Here is a 24,736-nt window from a genome sequence, read left to right on the forward strand (position 1 = left end):
GAAATATGTGTTTATATCGACTCTAGGCAGTTTATCAATGAAGATTCTGTGAAAAGCATTAGGAACTCTTTCCGTTAGACCATTTATTTTACCATCTTTAGTTTCAACAGGAAACTGTAAAACTTGGATAAAGAGGTCAAGCACTTCATCAATTTTGAGTTGTGGCTCTTTTGGAAGTATATTCCTCGTTTCGAGTTTAATCTCATTTTTTATTGTTGTCCAATCTATTTTCATAACTCATTTATTTTTGGTAAAAACGGCTCTTTTGGTTTAGCGAAGGGTTGGCTTGTGTGTTGGGCAAACCAAATGTGCCGTTTATGCTGATAGCTAAAAGAAATTTTAAAAAATGCGAGGGGTAGGCTTTTTCTTTCTTTTCTGTCAACTGCTCCAAGAGCAAAACATGCTCAGCTTGTAAGTCTGTCTGCTTGGTCAATATGGTCTGTATGTTGAGTCCTTTTTTAGTCATTGTCTTGCTGTGTCGTCTGTCTTTTTAGCATTGGTGGTAACTAGTAAACATCCTCAATGAGGTGTAAATTTTATCTATTTATCCAAGGGTCTTAACTCCAAAAATCTACTTTTTCCCCTTCCCTCTTCCCAAAGAAAAGCATTTCAAACTAAGAATCTATACCATAAACAGGGTATTTTTTGATTTTTTGGGACAGGAATTGGGAAAATTTGGAAGGAATGTGGGTTTGCGGAACCTATGGTTAATCGGATTTAGATCATTAGCTATTTTTTCTATCTGAGTTTAAGCTGGAAGTTGGGAGCTGGAAGAAGGAAGAAGGAAGAAGGAAGAAGGAAGCCTCCGGAATCTGAACCTTTCCGCTTGATTTTAGGCCGGACGGTTCTATTTCTTTGATTTATCCTTGGGTGGGGAGAGGTGGGGGAATGGAAGAGCGTGGATATGTCTAAAGGCTTTGCTAGATATCGGTAGTGCCGGTTGGAAGCTGGAAGTTGGAAGCTGGAAGAAGGAAGTCGATTATGGCTTGGTTTTAGGCCGGGCGGTTCTATTTCTTTGATTGATCCTTGGGTAAGGACAGGTAAAGGGGTTGAGGAAACGGTACATACTTTCCTTGCGTAAGGACACGCAAGGGGACAGAGTGCCGGTTGGAAGCTGGAAGATGGGAGCTGGAAGGAGGAAGTCGATTATAGCTTGATTTTAGGCTGGGTGGTTCTATTTGTTTGATTAGTACTTGGGTGGGGAGAGGTAAGGGGGAATGGAAGAGCGTAGATATGTCTAAAGGCTTTGCTAGATATCGGTAGTGCCGGTTGGAAGCTGGAAGTTGGAAGATAGAAGAAGGAAGTCGATTATGGCTTGATTTTAGGCTGGGTGGTTCTATTTCTTTGATTTATCCTTGGGTGGGGAGAGGTAAGGGGGCAGGAGAAAACATGAAGACTTGTAAGATTGCTTCTCCCGACCTTGTCGGGATCGCAATGACGGAGCTCACTGAAGAAAAGTAGCATAGCGATTAAGAGTCTACCGTCACTGCGAGGAGGAACGACGAAGCAGTCTCATGGAAAAGAAGACAACTTGGGAAATTGCCTTCCCTCCGGAAGGAGGGCAGTCTCAAGAATAAGAAGACAACTTGGGAGATTGCTTCGGGCATTGGAGGAAGCAGAATAGCTTGTAGATTTTTCGTTTTTGCCCTCGCAATGACGTCTGGACCGTCACTGCGAGGAGGAACGACGAAGCAGTCTCAAGAATAAGAAGACAACTTGGGAGATTGCCTGCCCTCCGGTAGGCGGGCCTGCCCTCCGGGAAGCGGGCTTCGGGCTTTAGAAGAAAAAGGAAGGCTTGAGATCTTCAGGTTTTTGCCCTCGCAATGACGGACTAAAACCTCCACCCTACTCTCAAATCCATATTCTCAGCTACATGCCCATGGGCTTTCATGCCTACGCCTAGTCGGAAATTCCTTCCCAGTTGGTAGGTCAAGGTGTATCGCTGGTAGAAATTCCGATCGGCTTGATAGGTATCCGGCTTGGACGCATACCAGGCAAAGCGTTGCTGGAAATCAAAGCGCCCAAACAAAAAGTGATTGGCAATAAAGGGTGCGGGCATCAGGGATTCCAAGCGGCTTTCCTCTACTGCCAAGGAAAAATCCTTGTTGAGGTCCAAGCCTGCACCCAAGCCCCATACACTCGCCAGTTTCCGGTACACTCCCGCCCCTATCGTAAAATTGGGGGATCTTCCTCCTTGACTATTCGATCGGGAGTTGATTCCCAAATCCAGGTAGAATTGAAATTCCTTCGGGATTTCGGGTTTGTCATAGTCCGGCAAGCTTTCCTTTTTCAGAAAGTAGGTTCCTCCCAAGGCAAACAGGGGGTAATTCATCCCCCGGTTCGGTTGCCGCTGTCCCCCATTGGAAATATGATTGTAATTGAAGGAGGCGGTCAAGTCAAACTGGGAACTCAGGCTGTAAGAAATGACAGGACGAACAAAGAGCAAAAAGCTCAAAGGGGCGGAAAAGAAGGTGTTTCTGGGATTTTCTACAGGATCATAGACCTGCGTCAGGTAGCTGGCACCTATGCCCATATCCAAGGCTAGTTCCAGTTTATTTTTTCTCCATAAAATCGGCTGAAAGCTTCCATAGAAAGTCCAAGCCTGACCCAATTCCTCGGGATTCTGAAAATCCTGCACCTGCAATCCCAAACCCAAATAATGAAAGCAGTTGCAGGCCTCCCAGTTTTCACGCTTGGATTTCAAGACTTGATAGCGCAAACTGAGACCGATGGGATTGGACTGGGAAATGGGAATCAGTTCTTCATTGTGGGGAATAATCCAGCCAGTCTGAGCAGAAAAATCCAAGGCTTTTCGCGCACTTTGCCCAAATGCTGAGGTCCACAGAATTCCGAAAAAAAGAAAAGGCAAAAGTGATTTCATATTTCAATCGCTTCTGCCTTTTTTAACTGATGGGATGGCTATTGGTTACAAATCCCGCTAGTCATTTTTGATAAATCGGGCCTGGTAAACGGTCTTTTTCTCGCCCAAAACCTGAATCCAATAGACTCCAGCTGCAAGTTGACTGATATCCAAATCAGCAGAGCTGTTGGTTGACTGAATAAGCTGAACCTGCCCTCCTACTTCTTTTCCATCCGTAGCGAATACTTGAAAGGATGGCTGATTTTGTCCTATTCCCTCCGGAAATTCCAAACGGATTCGGTTAGTAGCCGGATTGGGATAAACCTTGATAGCTTTCACCACAAAGTCAGGTTTAGCACCCAAGCCTGAAATCGTGAGTGTCACAGATGGAAGCAGGCTGCTACATCCTGCTGCACTCGTCAGGGAAACGGCATACTCGCCCATTAGATTGACCTGATAGCTTTGAGCGGTGGCTCCGGTGATAAGTTCCCCGTTTCGATACCACTGATAGCTAAAGTCTCCCGCAGGGGCAGTTAATACATCCCCATCCACTTCGATCTCGCCCGATGGTAGCGGGTTGACGATCACTTCGAATTCGTTGGATGAAGCAGTACAAGCCCCGATATAGCGGATCCTCGCCTGATAAATTCCACTTTCGCTTACTTCCAGGGAAGCCGCATTCTCATTCGGTATGACAGTACCGTTTCTAGTCCAAGAGATCACCTCAAAATCTCCCGTGGCATTGAGGCTAAGCGTAGCGCTTTCCCCTTCGCAAAACTCCGAATTCCCACTCAAAGTCACCGGATCACCCTCCAATGAAACAATGCTGACGGTGGCATTGGCTTCGGTAACATTTCCTGCGAGATCTTCGGCGCGAACTGTAACCACGAATTCCTTTCCGATATCCTCACAGCCAAACTGACTTTGACTCAGGGAAATTTCCAGTTCGCTGCAATTATCAGTGGCTGTGATGACCAGGTCATCCGCCGAAATCGATGCTTCACCTATTCGCAGATCCAATTCGAGTTCCAAATCCCGGACTTCGAGCACCGGTGCGATTTTATCCTCTACCAACACCAAGACCTCAAAGACCCAATCTGCTCCTCCTTCTGAATTGATAAGCAACTGAACGGTATTTTCTCCCAAATCGGCACAGTCAAATTCAGATTTTGACAGGTCAAAACTCAAACCCGAACTATCAAATGGCCAGGTTTCAAAGAGGGATTCAAGAGTCAAAGTGGCCGAACCTTGCGCATTTAATTCTAGACTCACCGCTTCCTTTACCGGTGGGAAAGGGACTTCCTCTACTTCCACAACCAAGGACTCGGAACTGACCAGACAGCCATTTTCTAAGGCCAAGACAGCGGTATATCTTCCCGGACTGTCCACGATAATCGAATTCCCCTTCTCTCCCGGAAGCTGCTCCAAATCCTTTCTCCACTCCCAGACATCAAAATTCAATTCCTCTCCCAAGCGTAATTCTACAGTTCGCCCTTCGTAGAGCGGGCCTTGAGCGGTCAAGGAAACCTTGCGGGATTCGAAAAATGTCAGTTGTGCATAGGTGGGATAAATCGTGGTATTTCCAGAGGCATCCGTCACGATTACATCCAGGTCAATCGGGTAGTTTGGCCGCTCGGAATCGATATCTGCGCAGCTCACGGATGTTTTGCTCAAGCTAACTTGGATCCCTTCCGAGCCACAATTATCGGTAGGTGGTGAAACGATGAAATCTTCCACATCGAAGGTGAGTTCACCAAGACTTAGATCAAAGTCATATTCAGCTGATTTCCATTCTAATACAGGCGGGATTTCATCGATTACTTGAATAAGTATTTCCAACTCTTTTTTCGCACCATTCGGTTTGGACAAGCTGACAAGTACGGTGTTCTCTCCAAGATCATTACAAGAGAATTGGCTTTGACTGAGGCTAACTTCAATGTCCTCGGCAATTGGCCATTCCGTGAAAACTTGATCATTAGTAAGCTCAGCTAGGCCATTTTGGCCCAAGCCTAAGCTTAGCGAGGCTTTGACCTCCGGAAAATCATCCGCTACCTGAGTGACTTCAATGGTTTCGGATTGGACAATACAGCCTGTGCTTAGTAATAATTTTGCATAGTAAACTCCAGGCTGATCGATTGTTAATGTTTTTCCGGTTTCTCCCTCAATCGGATTGGAAGACTGGAAGAACCAACCAACTACCTCATAATCCAATTCATCACCAAGTATCAGATCGATGCTTTGTCCGGAAACAAGCACTCCTGAGGGCTCAAGACTTACCTTGGTTGATTCTACGCTGTTTAGAATCTGAACTTTTACTTCCCGGATAAACTGATTGCCTGAGGCATCTTCAGCGATCAAACGAACCGGGAATTCTCCAAAAAACACTTCCGGATCCTCAAAGCTGCTACAGGTGATTTCAGGTCCTTCTACCCTGATCGGAAATGTTGAACAATTGTCTGAGAAATCCACCGGGTCAAAGTCGGCAATAGAATACTCCGCTCTTCCAATGCTCGGATCAAACACGACGATGGCGTTTGCTGCATCAAAGTATGGCGCGATGGTATCCAATACGATCAAGCGAGTGGTATCCTTGAAAACCTCCCCATCAAACTGACGGGTGGAAGTGACGATCAATTCCTGCTCTCCGATTGCATCACAATTCAACTGAAAGCCTGTAGAGTATTCAAAGGAAAAATCTTCATCAGGCTGCTCAACGAGTACCGCCTCAGGTGATAAAAAAGCCCTTCCTCCTTCATCGAGGAAGAGTTGCACCGAGTCCTTCAATACGGGTTCAAAGGCTTCAGATTTGAGCAAAACCTTCAGAGAGACTTCATCATTATAAACCCTTCGCTCTACATTCTGAAGATTATAATTCTGATCCAAAACCGGAAATACATAAACCGGTGAAAAGTCGATTTTTGCGAATTCCTGCCCGTTTTCAACCACCCGGTTGATATTCACTTCCAAGTGTCCGTAGTGCTTGCCGCCATCGGTGAGCAGGGGATTTCCACCTGAAGTATTCCATTGCTCGGGTTCGTTTTGATCAGCTGTCCATTGTTTGAAGGAATTGTAATTGAGAAGCTGAAGTGGATTACTGATCCAATTTCGCTTTTCTCCCCGCATACCATCTCCAGCGACTCCCACATCATAGTAAAGAACACCCGTTCCATCATTATTCAGATCTACAAAAGATCGCTCGAAAAGCTCATCATGTCCTGCCAGAACTGCGATAACGCCAAATTCCTCAAAAAGCGGATGCAGCACCCGCATAGGAACACCACCCTGTCCGGTCGCCAATTCATGGTTGATCGGTACACCATGCTCTCCGGAACTGTAAGGAATATGATGAAACTGCACAAAAATCAATTGTCCTGAGTCTTTTGCTTCCTGCAGATTGGCCTCCAGCCACTGATACTGCGGACTGCCGGGGCCGAAACTACTCAAGTCCGTACCACCTGCGGCCTGATAGTCAGACTGCGTATAATTTTCCTGCGTATCGGTTCCATTGACGGTAAAATCCTGATTCTTGAGTTTTTGATCATCCGGAAAATCCGATCGCTTTTGATCGGGCGTACCATTGGATGAGTCCAAGGTCAAAACCGTAACCGGCCCATAATCTACCCGGTAGTAGCTTTGCCTGTGAAGTTGCAGGGGGTCTGAAGTAGGCGTCTCGAAATATTCATGAAAGCGCTCTCTCCCCAATTTAGGCAGAAAATCACCCCGCTCATTTGTTCCATAGCCCCCATTTTTGGCTCCAAAGTTTTCCCAATTTCCCAATGCAGGAATGATGGGATAGTTGGATAAGCCCTGATCATATTCTCCGGCATTATGCCTCCAAAATTCATCCCAGGCGGGTTGATAGCCCGAACCCTGCACCAAATCCCCTGGCATCAGCAAGAAGTCAGGTAGGCGGGAATTTATTATTCGAAGATTATACTCATAGCCTTCCTTTTCGGTCAGGGCATAGTTGATTATATCAAAGCCTTGTTCCTGGGTGGTTCCGAATTTGGCTATCCATGCATCGAAGCCACTGCTAGGCCTGGAAGTAAGCCCAGCCGGATACCAAGCTCTGCGATTGACCCGGCCCAGGGGTTCGGTCTCACTATCGGAAAGGGCTATAAATCGGATCGAAGACCAGTTGGTAGGATCTGGGCCTGTTTGAAATCCGGAGGAAAAAGTTTCTCCTCCCATACTTACCTGATAAAAATAGGCTGCATCAGGGTCCAAACCTTCCAGAGAGATCCTAAATCGCCTTGTTTGATCAGGAAAAAGCCAAGAAGCGGGGCTTAATCCAGGGATACTTTCATTTTTTTCTATGGAAGTGTAATAAATCTCAGCTACCTCCTCCCCTGTCAGGTTTTCGGTTCTGACAGGATTTCCCTGTTCATCGAAAAGCGTAAAGACCGAGCTATTTTCTCCTGTTGACCACCAGGTAAGTTGAAAATTCCCCTCACCATAGGTCTGCAAATAAGGCTTTACACGAAAAGTTGAATTTTCGCTTGCAGGCTGAAATGACAAAAAACCCACCGCGAGCAAAAAAATCAAAGAGAAAGCGATTCTATTCATATCCAAAATTAATCGATTGCTAGAATCTAAGTTATAAAAATTAACTTTTATTCGATCCTCGATTTTAAAATTACCGATTGCACCGGATTCAAAGGATCATTGGTGAAAATGTAAATATTCCGCTGATCGATTCCTCTCCTACCTTTTGGATCAAAAGTCACGATCAAATCCATGCTTTCCCCGGGTGCTAATTCGGTTTTGGGAAGCGTTAGGGAAAGACAGCCACAGTTTCCCTGCACTTTCTTTATTTCCAAAAGCTCTCTTCCCCGATTGGTCAAAGTATAAGTTAGCTCTTGGATTTCATCGGCGGAAATTTCTTTCAAATCGATTTCTGTTGGACTGATCCTCATCGCAGGGACTGATCCAAGTTCATCCTTTGCAAAGCCCGGATAAAACTCAAAAATATTTGCAATCACATCTGTATCTGCCAGTAAGGAATCTGACCAAAAGAATTGAATAGGATCTTCAGAATATCCCAAGTCGTTTTTGGCAGCCCCGTCATAGCTGATTTCTAGAATCCCCCTTTTTCCAGGAGCAATGGAGTCTTGAATTTGGCGAATTTGAATATGGCCAGGACCAAAATATCGTAGACTATCAGCTCGAAGCACCGAGTCTGAGAAGTTGAATATTTCCAAAGCCTTGAAAGCCGGTTCGTTTGTGAACACATCTCCCATATTGGTCTTTTCCTGACGCATCCCAACCGGTCCACTGACAAAAGGATATTCAACCTCAGGGTTTCTAGGTTTGGGAACCGCCTTTCCTTCCAGATAGAGCGTGTCCATCATATTGGCAAGGTTACCTTTTACCACTACCAATCGAGAAAAACCACCTACAGCCGAACCGGGATCAAAGGCCACTTTCAACATCCCAACTTCACCTGCTGACAAGGAATCCTGAGTATATTCCACGGTAGTACATCCACAGTCTGTCCACACTTTCTCTATCCAAACGGCTGAGTCCTGAGAATGGCTGAATTCAAAGGTTGCCACCTGTATTCCTTCTTCCTCCAAAATGGCTCCTAGGTCAAGTTTATTTACTTTCCAGATAAGTCGAGAATCCTGAGTCCCTTGATCATGAAGTACTTGCGCCTGTAGGCAACACAGAAGTATGAAAAAAGACGAAAATCCAAATCTTTGCATAGACACAAATAACGGATAAATCCGGACGAATTATAGGTTGATTTACTTAATTTGCGCTAAAATTAGATTGATGGCAAGAGTACTGACAGGCATACAAAGCAGTGGAAGACCACATTTAGGGAATATTTTGGGAGCAATCGTTCCGGCAATTCAACTGGCTAAAGAAAACTCCGAAGAGTCCTATATTTTCATAGCGGATTTTCATTCACTCACCAGTTCCAAGGATGGAGAGCTTCGCAAAGAAAACACTCTGGCAGTGGCTGCCGCTTGGTTAGCCTTTGGCCTGGATATAGACAAAACGGTCTTTTATCGCCAAAGCCGCAGACCCGAAGTGGCTGAGTTGACTTGGTACCTCAATTGCTTCACTCCATTTCCCATGCTTGCCAATGCGCATAGTTTTAAGGATAAATCCGAACGCTTGGCCGATGTGAATGCCGGACTTTTCACCTATCCAGTCCTGATGGCTGCGGATATTTTATTGTATTCGGCGGATTTGGTGCCCGTCGGCAAAGATCAGATGCAGCACTTGGAGATGACCCGTGATATTGCTACCGCCTTTAACAGGATCGTGGAAGAGGATATTCTTACAATCCCTGAAGCCAGAATAGCAGAGTCAGTCAAGACCATTCCGGGAACTGACGGCCAAAAAATGAGCAAGTCCTACAATAATTACATCGATATCTTCCTTCCGGAAAAGCAGCTCAAGAAGAATGTCAACAGCATTGTCACTGACAGCACCCCTCTTGAGGAGCCCAAAGATCCGGATACCTGCAATGTTTTTAAGCTTTACAGTCTGATCGCTGAGGAAAGCCAAACAGCCGAACTTCGCAAAAAGTACCTAGGGGGCAATTTTGGCTACGGACATGCCAAGAAAGAGTTTTTGGAATTGATCTTGGAAAAATATGCTGAAGAGCGAAAAGCTTTTGATTTATACATGAACAACCCGGAGGAAATTGAGAAAAAATTAGCTGCCGGAGAAGAAAAGGCTAAATTAGAAGGAGAAAAGATTCTTAACCGAGTAAGGGAAAAGTTGGGTTTTAGATAGAGTTCAAATGAATATGCCATTTGGATCTCCAGTTAAAATATTGAATAAACATAAAAAGAGAACCAAATGCAGCACTTCGATTTCAAAGAACGTAATTTAATATTTGGCCCCCACCTACTTGGTCTCTTACTGGTCATCACAGGTATTTTTGTGTTAATCAGTCCGGCTTTTCTTTCAAGCGGAAGTTCGATAGAAAAAGTATTGGCCGTAGGTATGGTGTCAGTAATTATAGGGCTTTTAATTATCCTCACTTACAAAGGGACCCTAATAGACTTTGAAAAAAAGAAATTTAGAAAATATTCTTCCATTGCAGGATTCAAGTTTGGAGAGTGGAAACCCTTGCCACATTTATCCAAAATCAAAGTAGCATCCAAAACTTATATCAGTAGAAACACCCCAAACGGAATAAGTCCAACACTATCTGGCAAGGTAACCGAATTCAATACCCTTATTTATTCCATCGATTCCGAACCTATTTTTTTATTCACCTATCCAAATCAGAAAGAGTCACTTAAGCAAGCCAAGCGCCTAGCCAAAGGTTTGGAGATTGATCTGGATTAAGCCTTCCCTTTTTGGCTTCTCTTTTTTCTTGGAAAATTGCTTCTAACCAATCCTTTAGATATATTCAGACTGCTTGGGGAAATTTTAATCATCAATCCAACAGTACCATGGCTAAAAAGATCGATTGGACCAATCAGTTTTTTAATTTTTTGGGAGTGATTCTGGGGGTCTTATTGGCCTTTTTCATCAATGAACGCGCTAACTCAAATAAGGACAGAAAAGAAAGCCTCATTCTTATGGAATCTTTGATTGGTGACCTTCAAGAGGATATCCAAGCTTATGAAAACTTCCTAATCCCTCAAAACAAACTGATCCTTCAAAATCTAGAAAAGCTCCTAGAATTGATCAGTGAAGGGGAATATGAAAACATAGATGAACCATTTAGCATGGCTCTGCAGGTAGAAAACTATGGGCCAACAAGCGCAACTTATACTTCTACCAAGAGTTCCGGAAAACTAGCCCTCTTTGAGGATTTAGAACTACAAAAGCTACTAAGCAACTACTATGAGTCCATTTCGGAGGAAAGTGTCAAAAAAGGAGAATATCAAGTTCAGTACTTTACCAATGAACTGCTCGCCTGGTTGAGCAACAACATGGACTTGACCAATAATCAGCTTTATAGACCAAGTGATTCAGGCATATTGTTGAACAAACTACTAATTTATTCTTCCCTGATCGACCAAAAAATCGTTTCCTATGAAATCAGCTTAGAAAAAGCCAAAACTTTAAAGGAGGAATTGGAAAAATCCTTAGAAGAAAACAGGAAGTAATATTCGAAAAAATCTATTATTCACCTTTGCATGAACAATCTAATTCTACATGAATCTCTTTAAATTCTACTCTCTTTTTATTTTGTTTTTTCTCTTTAATGGGAAGAATGCCAATGCATGTGATTGTTCGATTCCTAACGTTTTAGACCATATCAGAGAAAGTGATTTTATAGCGGTGGCAAAAATAAATTCCCTCAGTTTAGACCCAGAAAATTCGAATCGCCATAATGCAGAGATTGAAATTCTAAAGTTATACAAGGGTAAGCCAATCAAAGAAATAAAGGTATGGAGTCTATTAAATAGTAGTTGTTCATTTTTACCTGATGAAGGCAGCTTATGGTTGATATTTTCTACTAAAAATTATGAAGGAATTCTTGGTTTTGGTTTTTGTTCTGGAGCCATTTTATTAGACGAAGAATTTGATAAAAAAAAGAAAACTATAAACACCAAAGATTTTTATGATAAAACAAGCTTCAGACTTCAGGTACTTGATTTTCTACCTAAATCTAAACTAAAAAGAGAAAACAAAGCAGGATTGTATATTTCCACTTCAGATGAGTACTTATCAGGTTATAGAGGGTCTGAGATAGAGGGTGACCGCTTTGCACTTTATGAACTTAGCATTGATACAAACCTATCAATTGAGGCAATCGAGCCTATCAAAGAATTTACTTTCAGTTCGTCCAATGGAAGTTTGATTCCCCATTTAAAACAGGATCTTAAAGTGTGGTCTAAAGATCAAGAAAAAACTATTGCTAAGCCTCAAAAAATGATCATTGCCATTTACTACTATCCAGCTGAAGGTGAGTATGAAAGCTTTTTGAGCCTTTTTGATCTTTAGAATAAATTTGTTGGCTTTAAAAATCAACTTCTTGTAACCAAAAAAATACCCCACTCCTTCAGAAGCGGGGATCAATTTTTATCGGCTTCGCCACAGATCTTTGAGTGGCTGTCCATTGATGAGCATTACAAATCTCGCCGGGTTGGGAATCAGCACGATTCTGACATCCTGACGGTCAAACTGATCGGACTCGATCGGCACTCCCTCCTGCCCTTTCACTTCATAGCTGACGATTCCACGTGCATCCGGAAGCAAAGGTTTATACTTATTGGCAACATAGGCTGTGGGAAGAAGGATATCCGTATCTGACTTCAAAAGGCTGTAGATCTTCTCCAGTTCCTTTTCTAAGATATCTTCGTAATCCTCATTGAAATCATCCTCCAAGTCATGAAGTTCCTCCTCGATATCATCGTAATTCTCGTCGTTGTAATCCATTCCAGCGAGTTGAATCCGCTTTTCTACAATTTCGGTTAGCTCCTGATCCAGCTTATCCCAATTCATGCTTTCTGTTTTTGATGGTGGTTTTTGTTTGAAACCACAAAGATGAGGATAATGTCCTGCAAAGCATGGAATTTTGGCGGAAATTAACTCATCAGTAGAATTTTTCCGTTTCTACCGGGCTTTTCGTAAGCCTCAATAGCCTCCCGGAAGGATTCCAAAGGATACTTGCCTTCGATATCAATCTTCGAAGTCTCAGCCATCAAAAAGCCGAAAACCTCGCCAAAAGCTTTTTTGCGGGAATCCTTATCCAGACTTTCGATCCAGGTACTCAGCCAAAAACCTTCGATCGTTAAGCCCTTGAAAATCAATAGTCCACTATTTACAGGCATGTTCTCAATACTGAGCGCCCCGAAGGCCATCATCTTACCGTTTTGGCGCAGACAGCTAAGTGCTTTGGCTCCCAAAATTCCCGATACCGCATCGAAGATAATATGAACGCCCCCATCAGTCTTTTCGGGAATGACTTTCTGAATCTTTTCCTTTTCCGAATTCACGACCAAGTCAGCGCCTAAAGATTGAAGCAATTCGATCTGCTCATCATGACGGACCGTTGCTGCTACTTTGATGCCTTTCTTCTTTGCCAATTGGATTGCAAACTTCCCAAAAGCTGAGGCCCCCGCTGTGATAAGCAACCACTCACCCGCCTGAAGACCTGACTTTTCGATCATTCCATAAGCGGTCAGGGGATTCACAAAGGCCTGACAAGCAACCTCATAAGGCATTGGCTCGGGAATGGGAATCACAGCCTGAACCGGCACACAGACATATTCACGCCAAGTGCCAATTGCTGAAAACATGACTCGTGTTCCGGCTGAAATATGACCTGCTTCATCGCCTTGCTCCACCACCCCTGCTGCTTCAAATCCTGCGCTACTCGGAAGCTGAGGAGTAATTCCATACATCCCTTGTACAAACATGATGTCTGAGGGATTGATATTTCTAGCCTTTACGCGAATGAGTACCTCGTGGGCTTTTGGCTTAGGAATTTCTGACTCTACGAGTTGTAAAACATCAAGTGGCTTACCTATTTTTTCAAAAATGATCTCCTTCATGAAATTTGGATTTAATGTTGGATAAAACTATGGATATATTTTAAGTCTATCCTTCTCGAAGGCCTTTTTTTTTATATCTTGAAAAGAAAAAATCAACCTACATAACATGGACTTATCTTCGGTTTTTTCTCTGGATGGAAAAGTAGCGCTGATCACCGGTGCTAGTAAAGGAATCGGCTTCAGTATAGCGGAAATTTTTGCAGCTGCAGGTGCCAAAGTTGTCATAAGCAGCCGAAAGCAGGAAGCGCTTGATGAAATGGCAGGAAAGCTTCGAGCCAAGGGCTATGAAGTCAGCGGCTTTGCCTGTAACGTGGGCAATATGGATGAACTGCCTAAGCTAGTGGATCAAACCGTTGAGAAATATGGCACTATCGATATTTTGGTGAATAATGCCGCATCCAATCCGGTATTTGGCCCAGTCCATGAGACAAGCTTGGAGGCTTTTGACAAAATCATGGATGTGAATGTCAAGGCCCCCTTTGAATTGACCCGGCTTTGTTTCCCCCACTTAAGAAAATCTGCAGAGGCTTCGGTGATCAATATCAGTTCGATTGGTGGACTTTCTCCGGAGGCCGGATTGGGTATCTACTCCGTGAGTAAAGCTGCTTTGATTTCCCTCACAAAAGTCTATGCCAAGGAATGGGGTGATGCTGGCATTCGAGTCAATGCCATCTGTCCGGGACTGATCCAAACCAAATTTTCGGAAGCACTCTGGACCAATGATAAAATCATGGGGATGATCATGAAGCAACTTTCTATCAAAAGAGCCGGAACTTCCGAGGAAATCGGAGCCATGGCATTATTTCTAGCCTCAGCAGCCTCTTCCTATACCACAGGAGGCGTATTTACTGCAGATGGGGGTTTCACAATCTAAAGCTATGCATATAACCCAAAATCTACCAAGTTCTGAATTAAGCAAGCTACTTGATTCTTACCGTGAATTTGTAGAGACAGAACTCTATCCTATAGACCTCAAAGTAGTCCAAGGGCCGTTTAGATCCTATTTGCCACGATTGAATAAGCTTCGGGAAAAAGCCAAGGACCTAGGACTATTTGCCCCGCATCTCGACAAAGAATCAGGTGGCTTGGGCTTAAGCTTAAGTGATTTTGCCAAGGTTTCAGAGATCTTAGGCACAAGTCCCTTGGGACACTATGTCTGCAACTGTCAGGCACCTGATATCGGAAACATGGAATTGTTGGAGCTTTTTGGATCGGACTGGCAAAAAGAGACTTTTCTCCACCCGCTTCAAAAAGGAAAGATCAGAAGCTGCTTTGCCATGACCGAACCTGCCAATGCTGGTAGCAATCCAGTTGTCTTAAGCACTACAGCATTCATAGATGGGGATTCCTATGTCATCAATGGGCATAAATGGTTTACCACAGCTGCCGATGGGGCCACCTTCACCATCGTCATGGCTGTCACCAATCCTGAGGCAGAATCACCCTATCAGCGTGCAAGTATGATTTTGGTTCCACTGGATAATCCGGGCTTTTCACTGATCAGAAATATCCCCATCATGGGAGAAGAGGGTGAGGATTACCTGTCTCATGCGGAGGTGAAATTCGACAATTGCCGGGTTCCTATTAATCATCTCATTGGAAAAGAAGGACAAGGGTTTGCCTTAGCGCAAGAGCGACTTGGTCCTGGGAGGATTCACCATTGTATGCGTTGGATAGGGATCTGCGAGCGTGTCTTCGATATGATGTGCCGTCGGGCTGTATCACGTGAGTTGCTACCTGGAAAGCCTTTGGCAGAAAAGCAAAGTGTCCAAAACTGGATTGCAGAAAGCCGGGCGGAAATAAACGGCAGTCGCCTGATGGTTTTGAATGTAGCTTCCAGAATGCAGGAATTAGGCAGTAAAGCTGTCAAAGAAGAGATTTCCACCATCAAATTTTATGTGGCTGACGTTTTGATGAAGGTAATCGATCGCGCTATTCAGGTTCATGGAGCTCTTGGAGTCACAGACGACACCTTGCTTTCATTTTGGTACAGACATGAGCGGGGGGCCAGAATCTATGATGGACCGGATGAAGTTCATAAGGCCTCTTTAGCTAAAAGCATTCTAAAAAAATACCGACAGCCATGAATGAAATGAATTTTGACAGGCTTAAGGCTTTTTTGGAGGAGCGGTTTTACTGGGATCCTGCATCGATCAAAATCAGTCCTCTCAATGGCGGCTTTTCTAATCTTACTTTTCTGGTAGAAACACCCAAAGGAAAATTTGCCCTACGCAGACCTCCTTTTGGCTACAAAATCAACACTGCCCATGACATGGCTAGGGAAAGCGGAATTCAGGAGGCCTTGCATAGAGCCGGTTACACCAAAGCCCCAAAATCTATTTTACTATATGAGGATGACCGAATTTTAGGTGCTCCTTTTTTCGTCATGGAATATATCGAGGGAACTGTCATTCGAAACCGAAGGCCCTCAGGGATAATCCCGAATAAAGAAGAATTCGAAAAACTAGCTTGGAATACCATAGATGCACTCTTGGAACTTCATCACCTTGAACTCAGAGAATCAGGTCTTCTGCTCCTAGGAAAGCCCGAGGGATATGTGGAGCGTCAGATACTTGGCTGGACCGACCGATATCTTCGAGCCAAAACGGATGAAATTGCGGAAATGGAAAAGGTAGCTGACTGGCTAAAGTCCAACATACCCAAAAAGGAGAATTACGCATTCATCCACAATGATTTTAAGTATGATAACCTTATCCTGGAACCTGAGGATATCAGCGAAATTAAAGCTGTTTTGGATTGGGAAATGTCCACTGTCGGCGAACCTTTGATGGATTTGGGGACCAGCTTGGCTTATTGGGCACAGGAAGACGATGAAGACATCCTGAAAATGTTCAATCTGACTCATTTACCAGGAAATCCTACCCGACAGGAAGTCATCGAGTACTACGATCGAAAATCTGGTCTGGACTTGAGCAATATGCTTTACTACTTTGTCTATGGGCTATTTAAGGTGGCGGTAATTGCTCAGCAAATCTATAAGCGCTACAAGCTTGGGCAGGCTGAAGATCCACGTTTTGCAGCATTGATAGAAGTAGTAAAAGCTGCAGGTAGAAAAGCAGAAAAAAGTATTCTCACTGAAAAAATCTAAAATGACCATCCAAAAAGTTTGCATTCTTGGTGCTGGAACCTTGGGTTCCCGTGTTGCGCTTCAAGCAGCTATTTCAGGCTACACCGTCTCTGTCTATGACATTCATGAAAAAGCGCTGGATTTCGGTTTTCAAACTATGAAAAAAATCTTGGCTCAATTGGAAAAGGGAAAGCTACTAAAGGAAGCACCCGAGAAGATTCTTTCCAGGATCTATTTCACCACCGATGCTGAAAAGGCGATTCAGGATGCCGACATTGTCAATGAAAGTGTGACTGAGGAGGTCGAAATAAAGAAGGAAGTTTGGAAAAAGTTTGGGAAAATTGCTCCGAAAAAGACCTTTTTCACCACCAACACATCCTACATGCTTCCATCTATGTTTGCTGAGGAGTCCGGAAGGGCTGAGATGTTTTGTGCTTTTCACTTCCATGATGTCTTTTACTCAAGAGTCGTGGATATTATGCCTCATCCAGGTACAGATCCTGCCATGATTCCGATGCTAGAGGACTTCGGGAGAAAACTCAATCAGGTTCCTGTCCTAGTTCAAAAAGAAAACCCAGGCTACATTTTCAATACCATGCTTTTGGCCTTGATCGGTGCTGCTGGTAAATTGCTTACCGGAGAAGTCGGTAGTGTCGAGGATATTGACCGGTCTTGGATGGTCAACTTTCATATGCCAATGGGACCCTTTGGAATTTTGGATTCGATTGGATTGGATACGGCTTGGCATGTCACCAAAAACCGAACCGATTCTGCTTCGCAGGCTTTTGCAAAGCTTCTCAAATCTTATATCGATGAGGGGAAGCTAGGTGAGAAATCAGGTGAGGGTTTTTATTCCTATCCTAATCCTGCTTATAAAAACCCGGATTTCATCCAATAAAGCGAAACTTCAGGTATTTGATTTTCTCTCCCTTTTCAGAAAACATCTTCTCATAGCGGGTTTGAATACCAAAGTGATCATCCTTCCATTCACTTTGATAAAAATCATGGGTGTGACCCAAAACCTCTATATCTTTTCTGGATTGAACTAAGTTCAAAGAGAAGTCAAATAAGCCAGTGTTATCGGTTTTGAAATGGACGGTTCCCCCGGATTTCAAAAGAGGTTTATACATGTCCAAAAAACGATCAGAAGTTAATCTCCGCTTTTCGTCTCCATCCCTCGGAAAAGGATCAGGAAAGGTAATCCACAGCTCATCGATCTCTCCTTGATCAAAAAACTTATCCAAAAGCTGAATCTGAGTTCGTAGAAATGCTACATTTTCCAATCCTTCTTCGGAAGCGGTAGAACTCCCCTTCCAGATGCGGCTTCCTTTGATATCTACCCCGATGAAGTTTTGATGCGGGAATACCCGAGCCAAGCCAACTGTGAATTCGCCTCTCCCACATGCCAATTCAACGACCAAGGGATTTTGGTTTTGAAATTGCCTTGCTCGCCACTGACCTTTGATTTCCTCAAAAATGGGCTTACCCTCTTGTACTACATTGGGGTTTTCTTCATTCGCCTTGAAGCGAACCAATTTTTTCCTACTCATTTACAGCTCTTCGATTTCTGCGACCACAAAAGTACTGCCTCCGATAAATATCAGGTAATCTTTACCCATTTTTTTCGGGAATGAATTTGGCAGTTCGAGAGTCATAACTTTGCTATCCTATAGACTGCTCAAAATGGTATTTAAACCCAACAACCTAATTTAAAGGAATAAGAAATAGATTTAGAAAACCAGCTCTGTATAAAAATCCTTACCTTTAATTATCACGTTAAGACAATCAAATGGATATTTCGGTAAAATATAAAATCATATCTGAAATCATGAAAAGCAATGATGAAGAGAGGCTGAATGCAGTCAAAACGATTTTAAATATCGAGGACAAAGCTGATTTTTGGGAAGAGATAAGCGAGGAAGATCAAGTGGCTATCGATCAAGCCTTGGAGCAACTTGATAGAGGAAATTTCATCTCACGGGATTCTCTTCATGCAGAAATTAAAGAGAAATATAATTTTTAGAATTGAGCCATCCCATTCGATATTCACTCCGAGCTAGACATGAGATTTTGGATATATTGGACTATATCGATCAAAATTTTGGTCGAAAAAAAGCCAAAGAGATTTATCAAAGGTTAGAAAGGGCTATTGATTTGATTTCAGAAGTACCAGAAATGTTTCCTGAATCCAAGAAAAGAAAAGGATTAAGAAGATATGTTTTCAGTAAACAAACCAGTATTTACTATCGTGTAAATTCAGACTCTATTGAAATAGTAAGTCTCCGACCAAACCGAAAAGACCCAAAGAATTTTTAATCCTAATTTACCACTACAGCTCTTCGATTTCTGCGACCACAAAAGTACTGCCTCCGATAAATATCAGGTCATTCGCTTTAGCTTTTTTTCTGGCAAATCGAACTGCCTCTGGAATAGAAGGAATGGTTTCGCCTTTTAAGCCCTGCATAGCAGCTTTTTCCGCCAGTTCTTTTGCTGGCATGGCTCTTGGGATGCTTGCTTCGCAAAAAATATAATGGGCATTTTTAGGCATCGAACTCAGCACTTTTGAAATATCCTTATCACTGACCATTCCTAAGACAATCCACAGTTGCTCAAATTGATAGGTTTTCAATTGCTCCAGTATTGCCTTAATTCCAGGTTCATTATGCCCTGTATCCGTGATGACCCAGGGATTTTTACCCAAAATCTGCCAGCGACCTTTCAACCCGGTAAGTTGAGAGACTTTTAAGAGCCCTTCGTGAACTGATTCATCGCTCAGCTTCCAACCCATTTTTCGCAGTTGCTCAATACTTTCCAAGATTCCTGGCAAATTGAATACTTGGTAGTCACCCAAGAGACCGAACTCAAGTTCTGTTTTCTTCAAATCATGAACTACCTCGTAGGATGCCGATAACAAAATGTCACTTTTAGCCTGGCCTTTATTTGTCTTTTTCACCTTCCAGTAATCATCAGCAAATACCAGTGGAGCACTTCTTTCAATTGCGAGTTGACGAAATACAGGCTCACATTCCTCCTGTGTTTGACTGATCACCACAGGAGTTTCAGCTTTGATAATTCCGGCCTTTTCCGCCGCGATTTTCGGCAAAGTGTCCCCTAAGTACTGCATGTGATCCCAGCCAATATTGGTAATCAGGGATAGTTCAGGCTCAATGACATTAGTGCTATCCAACCTTCCTCCCATTCCAACTTCTATGATGGCTATATCTACCGCTTCCTCAGCGAAGTACCAAAAAGCCATTCCAACGGTCATCTCAAAAAAACTAGGCTTAAGTTCCAGCAGAAACTCACGATTAGCCTCAACAAAGCGGACAACTTCCTCTTCCAGAATTTCTATTCCGTTGATGCGAATTCGCTCAGTAAAAGACTTGAGATGAGGGGAAGTATAAAGTCCTGTTTTGTATCCTGCAGCTTGGAAAACGGCTGCCAGAGAATGAGAGGAACTCCCCTTTCCATTAGTTCCGGCTACATGAACGGATTTAAACTTCTTCTCCGGATTCCCAAGATGATTGCAAAGAGCGATCGTGTTAGACAGGTCTTTTTTGAAAGCTGCAGCCCCGACACGCTGGAACATCGGCAAAGCACCATATAAAAAATCTAAGGCATCCTGATAGGTCATGGGTTTAATCAACCTTGATAATAAATGTGATTTTTCCGCTAGAGAAATCGGCAACGGCGGTACCACCCTGTCGCTTAAAAGAAACTTTATTCACTACTTGACGATAGTATGCAAGCACCTCATTGGAGACATTGTATTCCAATGGAACTGCTTGGACCACGCGTCCGGAATCATCCACAGTGATTTTAAAAACAATCCGCCCACTTCGAGTGGACACTTGGTCATTGATATTGGGTTTAGCGGCAAAATCCCATCCAGCCAAGTCCAAACTATAGCCAGCACCTGAATTGGTACCCTGACCTGAACCCTGCCCCATAATAGCACGACCATCCACAGTACCTTTAGGGTCTCCGGCATCCCCTTTTTCCTTGGAATCACCTTGTGCTCCACCAGCTGCAGGTTGGTTTCCTTTTCCTTTGGTACCACCTGCACCCATCAGCGCTCTTTCATTGATTTTAGGTTGTTCAGGTGCTTTCTGGACCGTTTCTTCTGCTTTTGATTCTGCGGGAGTAGTAACAGTTTTTGCTGGCTCAGTAGGTTTAGGATCCGGTTGTTTGACTGTTTCAGTAGCTTTCTCTTCTCCCTTCAAAGGAGATGGCTTGGCCGATACCGCCTGATTTGTATTGGGCTGAGGGTTTGACTTTGGTTTTGCCTGCTCGGTCTTCGGAGCGGGAGTTGGCGTAGCTTCGGGGCTGACTTTTTGGGCAATTTCACCCGGGGCAGCAGCTTCTACTACTGGAGTTTGAGTTTCAGAAGGCGGGTTAGAGCTATTGATATTACCGGAACCTGTCGGAGTAAAACCCAAATTCAACTCCAAACCAAAAGTGGGAAGCGGTGGAATAGGTTGTTTCCAAACGACAATAAAATAGATCGCAATCAGCAGTAGAATATTCACCAGGAGGGTAATGATACCCGCCCGCTTCTTGTTTTGGCTTTCTACTTTGTCTGCGTTCCAATATTCCATCTTAATACGGTTTTGTGGCAATGGAAACATTTGCTTCCAAGCCTGCTGCTATACCGCCAATCTCAACCAAGTATTCCACAGGTACTTCTTTATCAATATGAAGGACCACTTGGCTATCCTTTCCTTTGAGCAAGGAAGTCAATTCAGCCTTAATTTGATCCCGATTGACCACCTTATCATTTACGGCATATTTGAGGTCTTTGGTGACCGAAACGGTTACCTCCTGCAGAGCTATGTCTGATGTCTCACTCGATGGGAGATTGACAGGAAGACCTGAAGGAGTAATAAATGAGGAGGTCAACATGAAGAATATCAACAAAAGAAAAATGATATCCGTCATGGAGGACATACTGAAAGCTGACTCTACTTTATGTTTGGATTGAAGTGCCATGCTTATTTTTCTTGTAGGAGTTCGATAAATTCGATAGAGGCATACTCCATTCTATGGACCAACTTGGATACTTGGGTAACCAAATAATTGTATCCCAAATAAGCCAAGATACCTACTACCAGACCTGTGGCGGTTGTAATCATTGCCTCATAGATTCCTTCGGAAAGGAGCTTCGGCGAAACCATGCCCTCTTCTTGGGCAATGGCAATGAAAGCCTGAATCATCCCTGCGACCGTACCCAAAAACCCAATCATAGGGGCTGCTCCGGATACCGTTGCCAAAAGACTCAAATTCTTTTCGAGTTTGTAAATCTCTATTTTCCCTACGTTCTCGATCGAAACTTCGATGTTTTTCAAGGGAGAACCAATTCGCTCCACTCCTTTTGCGATCATATTAGCAATGGGAGTTTTTTCATCTGCACAGAGCATTTTGGCTTTTTCCACTTGTCCACTTGCGACCAAGACTTTCACCTGATCCAATAAATGAGCAGGAGTTTTAGAAGCTTTCTTCAAAGTCATCAATCGCTCAATGAAAATGTAAATGGCCAAAATAAACAATAGGTAGAGCGGGATCATCATATACCCACCTTTGATTAAAAGATCAAGCAAACCGATTTGCTCGGCCGCACCATTCATAGCCAGACTATCGGCTGCCGCCAAGGAATCTGTAGAGAGCGTTTGTAATAAGATCATATTAATATTTCAAAATCCACAATGCTTCGGTGTAATCGTCTTTGATCTCAGCGAGTGCATTATTTGCCTGTGTGAAGGAATTGTACTTTCCTAAAGCCAAACGATAATTAGGTGAATCTTCGTATGGTTCAATCAAATAAAGCTCCGGAACACGGGATTGATACTCAGCTGATTTTTCAATAGCAAGTCGCTCGGTACGAAGGCTTCCCACAATGATAAAATAGGTAGCTCTTTCACCTCTTGACTCAATTCTCGTCAAAGAACCTAGCTCTTTACGATCAATTGTTGTACCAGATTCCGCTGTTGGAGCAGGTGGATTTGGATTATTGGAGATAAGATTTGTAGACTTCTGATTATCAATACTTTCAGATTCTTGGTTTTGAGTTTCACTTGGAATAATTTCAGGCTCTGTCGCTGGAGAAATCGTACTTTCAGCCACAGTCTCTGAAGATGGCTCGTTATTCGGTGCAGGAGATGGATTTTCTTCCTTCATCAATTGCCAAACAATCGTAGAAATCAGAAGCAATCCGATAAAGGCTGCAACCATCACCCAAGAACTCGACTTATTTGCAGGAAGCTCAGGGGACTTTTCAGGTATCGTCTTCTTCGCTTCAGCTTTTGGCTCCTTAATATCCTCAACTTCCTTAGGTTCGAAACTTTCGGATAGTTCATCAAGAGGCTCCTTCTCCTGAACAGGTTTTGGTGGAATTTGAGAAAGAACCTTGGATCGTAGCTCAGAGGCAGATACCACTGTTTCTTCTGAGCCTTCTTTAGGCGATTCAGAATTGGACTTGATATTTTCCTCTAATTCTTTAAGTTTTTTGACTTCAACAAAAGGTAACCCAAAGTCTTTGGGATCGGTCCAGGTTTCTTTTTCTCTTTTCTTCACAGTCTAATGAAATTGCCTTGTTACGAAGCTAGTTGATTTGATCAAAAAGCACAAAAATATTAAAACTTCAACCAAGCTCCACCGATCAACTGCACGCCTCGAACCGGATAATTCAACCAACGCACATTTTGGCCATTGAGAAGGTTATTTCCTTCCACAAAAACACCAATCTTTTCTGTAATCTGGAAATCAGCTTTCAATTGAAGGTCTGCAATGGTCTTTAGCTTTTCAGAAGAAAATGGGACTTCTGGGTTTGAAGTAATCGTGCGGGCCTTGATTCCTCCCATAAAATTCAGATTTGCCTGAATCAATAAACCATCCAAAGGTAATAACTGATTATTGATACCTACCTGCCAAGTAGGCCGATGCCAAGCTTCTTCCTGAAGATTCATATCGTATTGAAAAAGGTCAAGCCTTGAAGAGAGTCGATAAAACTCATTGACACGAACCCCAAATTCGGCATTGATGTTAAACACCGTCACTCGATCATCATACACCAATTCAAAGCGGGAAGTATCCGCTCCAGAATTCACAAAAAAGTGCATTTGATTAAATCGACTGACATCTATTCCGGCCCGGTAATCAACCGTATTTTGAACCGTCCCCTCGATTCCTCCTGCTACCTTGTAATTATTAATCGTATTTAGCAATTGTGCAGATGGCCCGATGAAGGGATTTTCCATGGCAAAACTGTAATAAGTATTTCGAATTACATCACCGGAAAACTCCCCGAAGAATCCAAATTCATCAGCAAATTGATAAGAAGCTTTCAAAAGAGGGAAAATTCTGAAATCACTGGATTTTCCCGGAACAGAATCATTTTCTGAAATCAAATTTAAGCCTGCGGTAAACTGAAAAGCATCTAAGCGATAAACCACTCGAGGACGGATGGCAAAATAATTTCTGCTTACATCATAGTCCCTATCCTCAGGATTGGTATTGAAGAATGATAAATTGACCGAACCTGTCCAGTCATCAGAAGGCCTGAAAACCGCTTCTCCTTGCAAAGCTATTTCTGTTTCTTTTGCGAGATAGCTATCCTGGAAGTTTTGAAAATGGACTTTTCCTTGATAAGAGATCGGCCCGACCTTTTCTATGTCCCGGATACCCGCATGAAGACGAATGGTTTGGAATACATTTCCCTGAATTCCGGTAAATTCCAAGTTAGGGTCATTGATTACTGAAGTATCAATTCCGTAAAAAGAGTAAGAATCCTGTGCCCATTCCAAGCCTCCGAATACTTCTATTTGATCCAAAAAGTAACTGGCATTCCCTCCGAGATTGGTATGGGATTCTTTGGACTCTTCCCCCAAAATGGGGCCTTTGCCAAAGCTTTGATGCTTCAGATTGAAGGAGTAATTCCAATCATAGACCTCAGTTGCCATCAATCGAGCCTCCAAAAGAGGGCTGGCAAAATTTCCATAACCAGCCTTCAAAAACCCGGGGTATCGATCAGCAATATCACGTCGATAGGTCTTTTGTACCGGCTCTGCCTTTAATTGAACTGGGGGTAAATCCAACTCATAGAAATTGACCTTGTAATTGAAATTACTGAGCCCTTTCGGTTGAGGCAAAACTGGTAGCTTCTCATAAACCCGAGGTTGATTCGGAAGAGTCAAAACCCGGTCTTTTCGGATAACAAACTCCTGGTCTTGAACTTCCCCTCTATTTTGTATTTGTGCCGAAGCAATTCCAGGAGTTCCTAGAATCAATGCCGCGAAGAATATTTTTAATTTTCTCATG

At 43.2% G+C, this 24,736-nt stretch carries 24 protein-coding genes; 10 read left to right on the forward strand and 14 right to left on the reverse strand.

Annotated features, from left to right (window positions below):
• The 5 genes from OU792_RS12445 to OU792_RS12465 all read right to left on the reverse strand — a co-directional run.
• Nucleotides 1-234: hypothetical protein (locus OU792_RS12445; protein WP_274670328.1), on the reverse strand; the 234-nt coding region annotated here is incomplete at its 3' end.
• A gap of 7 nt (nucleotides 235-241) precedes the next feature.
• Nucleotides 242-466, reverse strand: a complete 225-nt coding sequence (locus OU792_RS12450; RefSeq protein WP_274670329.1) for a hypothetical protein — start codon at nucleotides 464-466, stop codon at nucleotides 242-244.
• Nucleotides 467-1,831: 1,365 nt separating this feature from the next.
• On the reverse strand, nucleotides 1,832-2,881 hold the full coding sequence (locus tag OU792_RS12455) for an acyloxyacyl hydrolase (RefSeq protein WP_274670330.1): 1,050 nt from the start codon (nucleotides 2,879-2,881) through the stop codon (nucleotides 1,832-1,834).
• 57 nt (nucleotides 2,882-2,938) lie between these two features.
• On the reverse strand, nucleotides 2,939-7,426 hold the full coding sequence (locus tag OU792_RS12460) for a T9SS type A sorting domain-containing protein (RefSeq protein WP_274670331.1): 4,488 nt from the start codon (nucleotides 7,424-7,426) through the stop codon (nucleotides 2,939-2,941).
• A gap of 47 nt (nucleotides 7,427-7,473) precedes the next feature.
• Entirely contained in the window at nucleotides 7,474-8,565 is a 1,092-nt protein-coding gene (locus tag OU792_RS12465) for a DUF1573 domain-containing protein (RefSeq protein ID WP_274670332.1), read from the reverse strand.
• 70 nt (nucleotides 8,566-8,635) lie between these two features.
• On the opposite strand from OU792_RS12465, the gene trpS reads away from it, so the two are divergent.
• The 4 genes from trpS (at nucleotide 8,636) to OU792_RS12485 (ending at nucleotide 11,782) form a co-directional block, all read left to right on the forward strand.
• A complete protein-coding gene (gene trpS, locus OU792_RS12470; RefSeq protein WP_274670333.1) occupies nucleotides 8,636-9,610 on the forward strand; it encodes a tryptophan--tRNA ligase in 975 nt (324 codons plus the stop codon).
• Between the two features lie 66 nt (nucleotides 9,611-9,676).
• Nucleotides 9,677-10,171: a hypothetical protein gene (locus OU792_RS12475; RefSeq protein ID WP_274670334.1), complete on the forward strand. Its 495-nt coding sequence runs from the start codon at nucleotides 9,677-9,679 to the stop codon at nucleotides 10,169-10,171.
• Nucleotides 10,172-10,278: 107 nt separating this feature from the next.
• The gene (locus tag OU792_RS12480; RefSeq protein ID WP_274670335.1) at nucleotides 10,279-10,941 is read left to right on the forward strand and encodes a DUF6090 family protein; all 663 of its coding nucleotides are present in this window, start codon (nucleotides 10,279-10,281) and stop codon (nucleotides 10,939-10,941) included.
• Nucleotides 10,942-10,990: 49 nt separating this feature from the next.
• Complete coding sequence (locus tag OU792_RS12485; protein ID WP_274670336.1) at nucleotides 10,991-11,782, forward strand: hypothetical protein; 792 nt, start codon at nucleotides 10,991-10,993, stop codon at nucleotides 11,780-11,782.
• A gap of 78 nt (nucleotides 11,783-11,860) precedes the next feature.
• Here the strand turns inward: OU792_RS12485 and OU792_RS12490 are convergent, their stop codons facing one another.
• Both OU792_RS12490 and OU792_RS12495 read right to left on the reverse strand, forming a co-directional pair.
• The gene (locus OU792_RS12490) at nucleotides 11,861-12,283 is read right to left on the reverse strand and encodes a hypothetical protein (RefSeq protein ID WP_024282292.1); all 423 of its coding nucleotides are present in this window, start codon (nucleotides 12,281-12,283) and stop codon (nucleotides 11,861-11,863) included.
• An 83-nt stretch (nucleotides 12,284-12,366) separates the two neighbouring features.
• Entirely contained in the window at nucleotides 12,367-13,335 is a 969-nt protein-coding gene (locus tag OU792_RS12495) for a zinc-dependent alcohol dehydrogenase family protein (protein WP_274670337.1), read from the reverse strand.
• A 106-nt stretch (nucleotides 13,336-13,441) separates the two neighbouring features.
• On the opposite strand from OU792_RS12495, the gene OU792_RS12500 reads away from it, so the two are divergent.
• Genes OU792_RS12500 through OU792_RS12515 form a run of 4 tightly spaced genes read left to right on the forward strand, consistent with a single transcriptional unit; the run spans nucleotide 13,442 to nucleotide 17,321 of the window.
• Complete coding sequence (locus tag OU792_RS12500; RefSeq protein ID WP_274670338.1) at nucleotides 13,442-14,209, forward strand: SDR family NAD(P)-dependent oxidoreductase; 768 nt, start codon at nucleotides 13,442-13,444, stop codon at nucleotides 14,207-14,209.
• A gap of 4 nt (nucleotides 14,210-14,213) precedes the next feature.
• Nucleotides 14,214-15,422 (forward strand): acyl-CoA dehydrogenase family protein, encoded by a 1,209-nt coding sequence (locus OU792_RS12505; RefSeq protein ID WP_274670339.1) that lies wholly within the window; start codon nucleotides 14,214-14,216, stop codon nucleotides 15,420-15,422.
• Nucleotides 15,419-16,444, forward strand: coding sequence for a phosphotransferase family protein (locus OU792_RS12510; RefSeq protein ID WP_274670340.1), 1,026 nt, complete (start codon nucleotides 15,419-15,421; stop codon nucleotides 16,442-16,444). Before OU792_RS12505 ends, OU792_RS12510 begins: the two co-directional genes overlap by 4 nt.
• A 1-nt stretch (nucleotide 16,445) precedes the next feature.
• Complete coding sequence (locus OU792_RS12515) at nucleotides 16,446-17,321, forward strand: 3-hydroxyacyl-CoA dehydrogenase (protein ID WP_274670341.1); 876 nt, start codon at nucleotides 16,446-16,448, stop codon at nucleotides 17,319-17,321.
• On the opposite strand, the gene trmB is transcribed toward OU792_RS12515, so the two are convergent.
• Complete coding sequence (gene trmB, locus OU792_RS12520) at nucleotides 17,311-17,973, reverse strand: tRNA (guanosine(46)-N7)-methyltransferase TrmB (RefSeq protein WP_274670342.1); 663 nt, start codon at nucleotides 17,971-17,973, stop codon at nucleotides 17,311-17,313. The genes OU792_RS12515 and trmB overlap by 11 nt on opposite strands.
• A gap of 278 nt (nucleotides 17,974-18,251) precedes the next feature.
• On the opposite strand from trmB, the gene OU792_RS12525 reads away from it, so the two are divergent.
• Nucleotides 18,252-18,446, forward strand: a complete 195-nt coding sequence (locus OU792_RS12525; RefSeq protein WP_274670343.1) for a hypothetical protein — start codon at nucleotides 18,252-18,254, stop codon at nucleotides 18,444-18,446.
• Nucleotides 18,447-18,448: 2 nt separating this feature from the next.
• Nucleotides 18,449-18,739: a type II toxin-antitoxin system RelE/ParE family toxin gene (locus OU792_RS18685; protein ID WP_051260740.1), complete on the forward strand. Its 291-nt coding sequence runs from the start codon at nucleotides 18,449-18,451 to the stop codon at nucleotides 18,737-18,739.
• A 13-nt stretch (nucleotides 18,740-18,752) separates the two neighbouring features.
• Here OU792_RS18685 and OU792_RS12530 read toward each other — a convergent pair whose 3' ends face one another.
• Genes OU792_RS12530 through OU792_RS12555 form a run of 6 tightly spaced genes read right to left on the reverse strand, consistent with a single transcriptional unit; the run spans nucleotide 18,753 to nucleotide 24,735 of the window.
• Nucleotides 18,753-20,057 carry a bifunctional folylpolyglutamate synthase/dihydrofolate synthase gene (locus OU792_RS12530; protein ID WP_274670344.1) on the reverse strand — a complete coding sequence of 435 codons (1,305 nt, stop codon included), beginning with the start codon at nucleotides 20,055-20,057 and terminating at the stop codon, nucleotides 18,753-18,755.
• A gap of 4 nt (nucleotides 20,058-20,061) precedes the next feature.
• Complete coding sequence (locus OU792_RS12535; RefSeq protein ID WP_222583090.1) at nucleotides 20,062-21,021, reverse strand: energy transducer TonB; 960 nt, start codon at nucleotides 21,019-21,021, stop codon at nucleotides 20,062-20,064.
• Between the two features lies 1 nt (nucleotide 21,022).
• Nucleotides 21,023-21,412: an ExbD/TolR family protein gene (locus OU792_RS12540; RefSeq protein WP_026945802.1), complete on the reverse strand. Its 390-nt coding sequence runs from the start codon at nucleotides 21,410-21,412 to the stop codon at nucleotides 21,023-21,025.
• 2 nt (nucleotides 21,413-21,414) lie between these two features.
• Nucleotides 21,415-22,104, reverse strand: coding sequence for a MotA/TolQ/ExbB proton channel family protein (locus tag OU792_RS12545; protein WP_134202955.1), 690 nt, complete (start codon nucleotides 22,102-22,104; stop codon nucleotides 21,415-21,417).
• A gap of 1 nt (nucleotide 22,105) precedes the next feature.
• Complete coding sequence (locus OU792_RS12550; protein WP_274670345.1) at nucleotides 22,106-22,993, reverse strand: SPOR domain-containing protein; 888 nt, start codon at nucleotides 22,991-22,993, stop codon at nucleotides 22,106-22,108.
• A gap of 59 nt (nucleotides 22,994-23,052) precedes the next feature.
• On the reverse strand, nucleotides 23,053-24,735 hold the full coding sequence (locus OU792_RS12555) for a TonB-dependent receptor (protein ID WP_274670346.1): 1,683 nt from the start codon (nucleotides 24,733-24,735) through the stop codon (nucleotides 23,053-23,055).
• Between the last annotated feature and the right edge of the window lies 1 nt (nucleotide 24,736).

It is taken from the genome of Algoriphagus sp. NF, from assembly GCF_028823735.1.
GTDB lineage: Bacteria > Bacteroidota > Bacteroidia > Cytophagales > Cyclobacteriaceae > Algoriphagus > Algoriphagus marincola.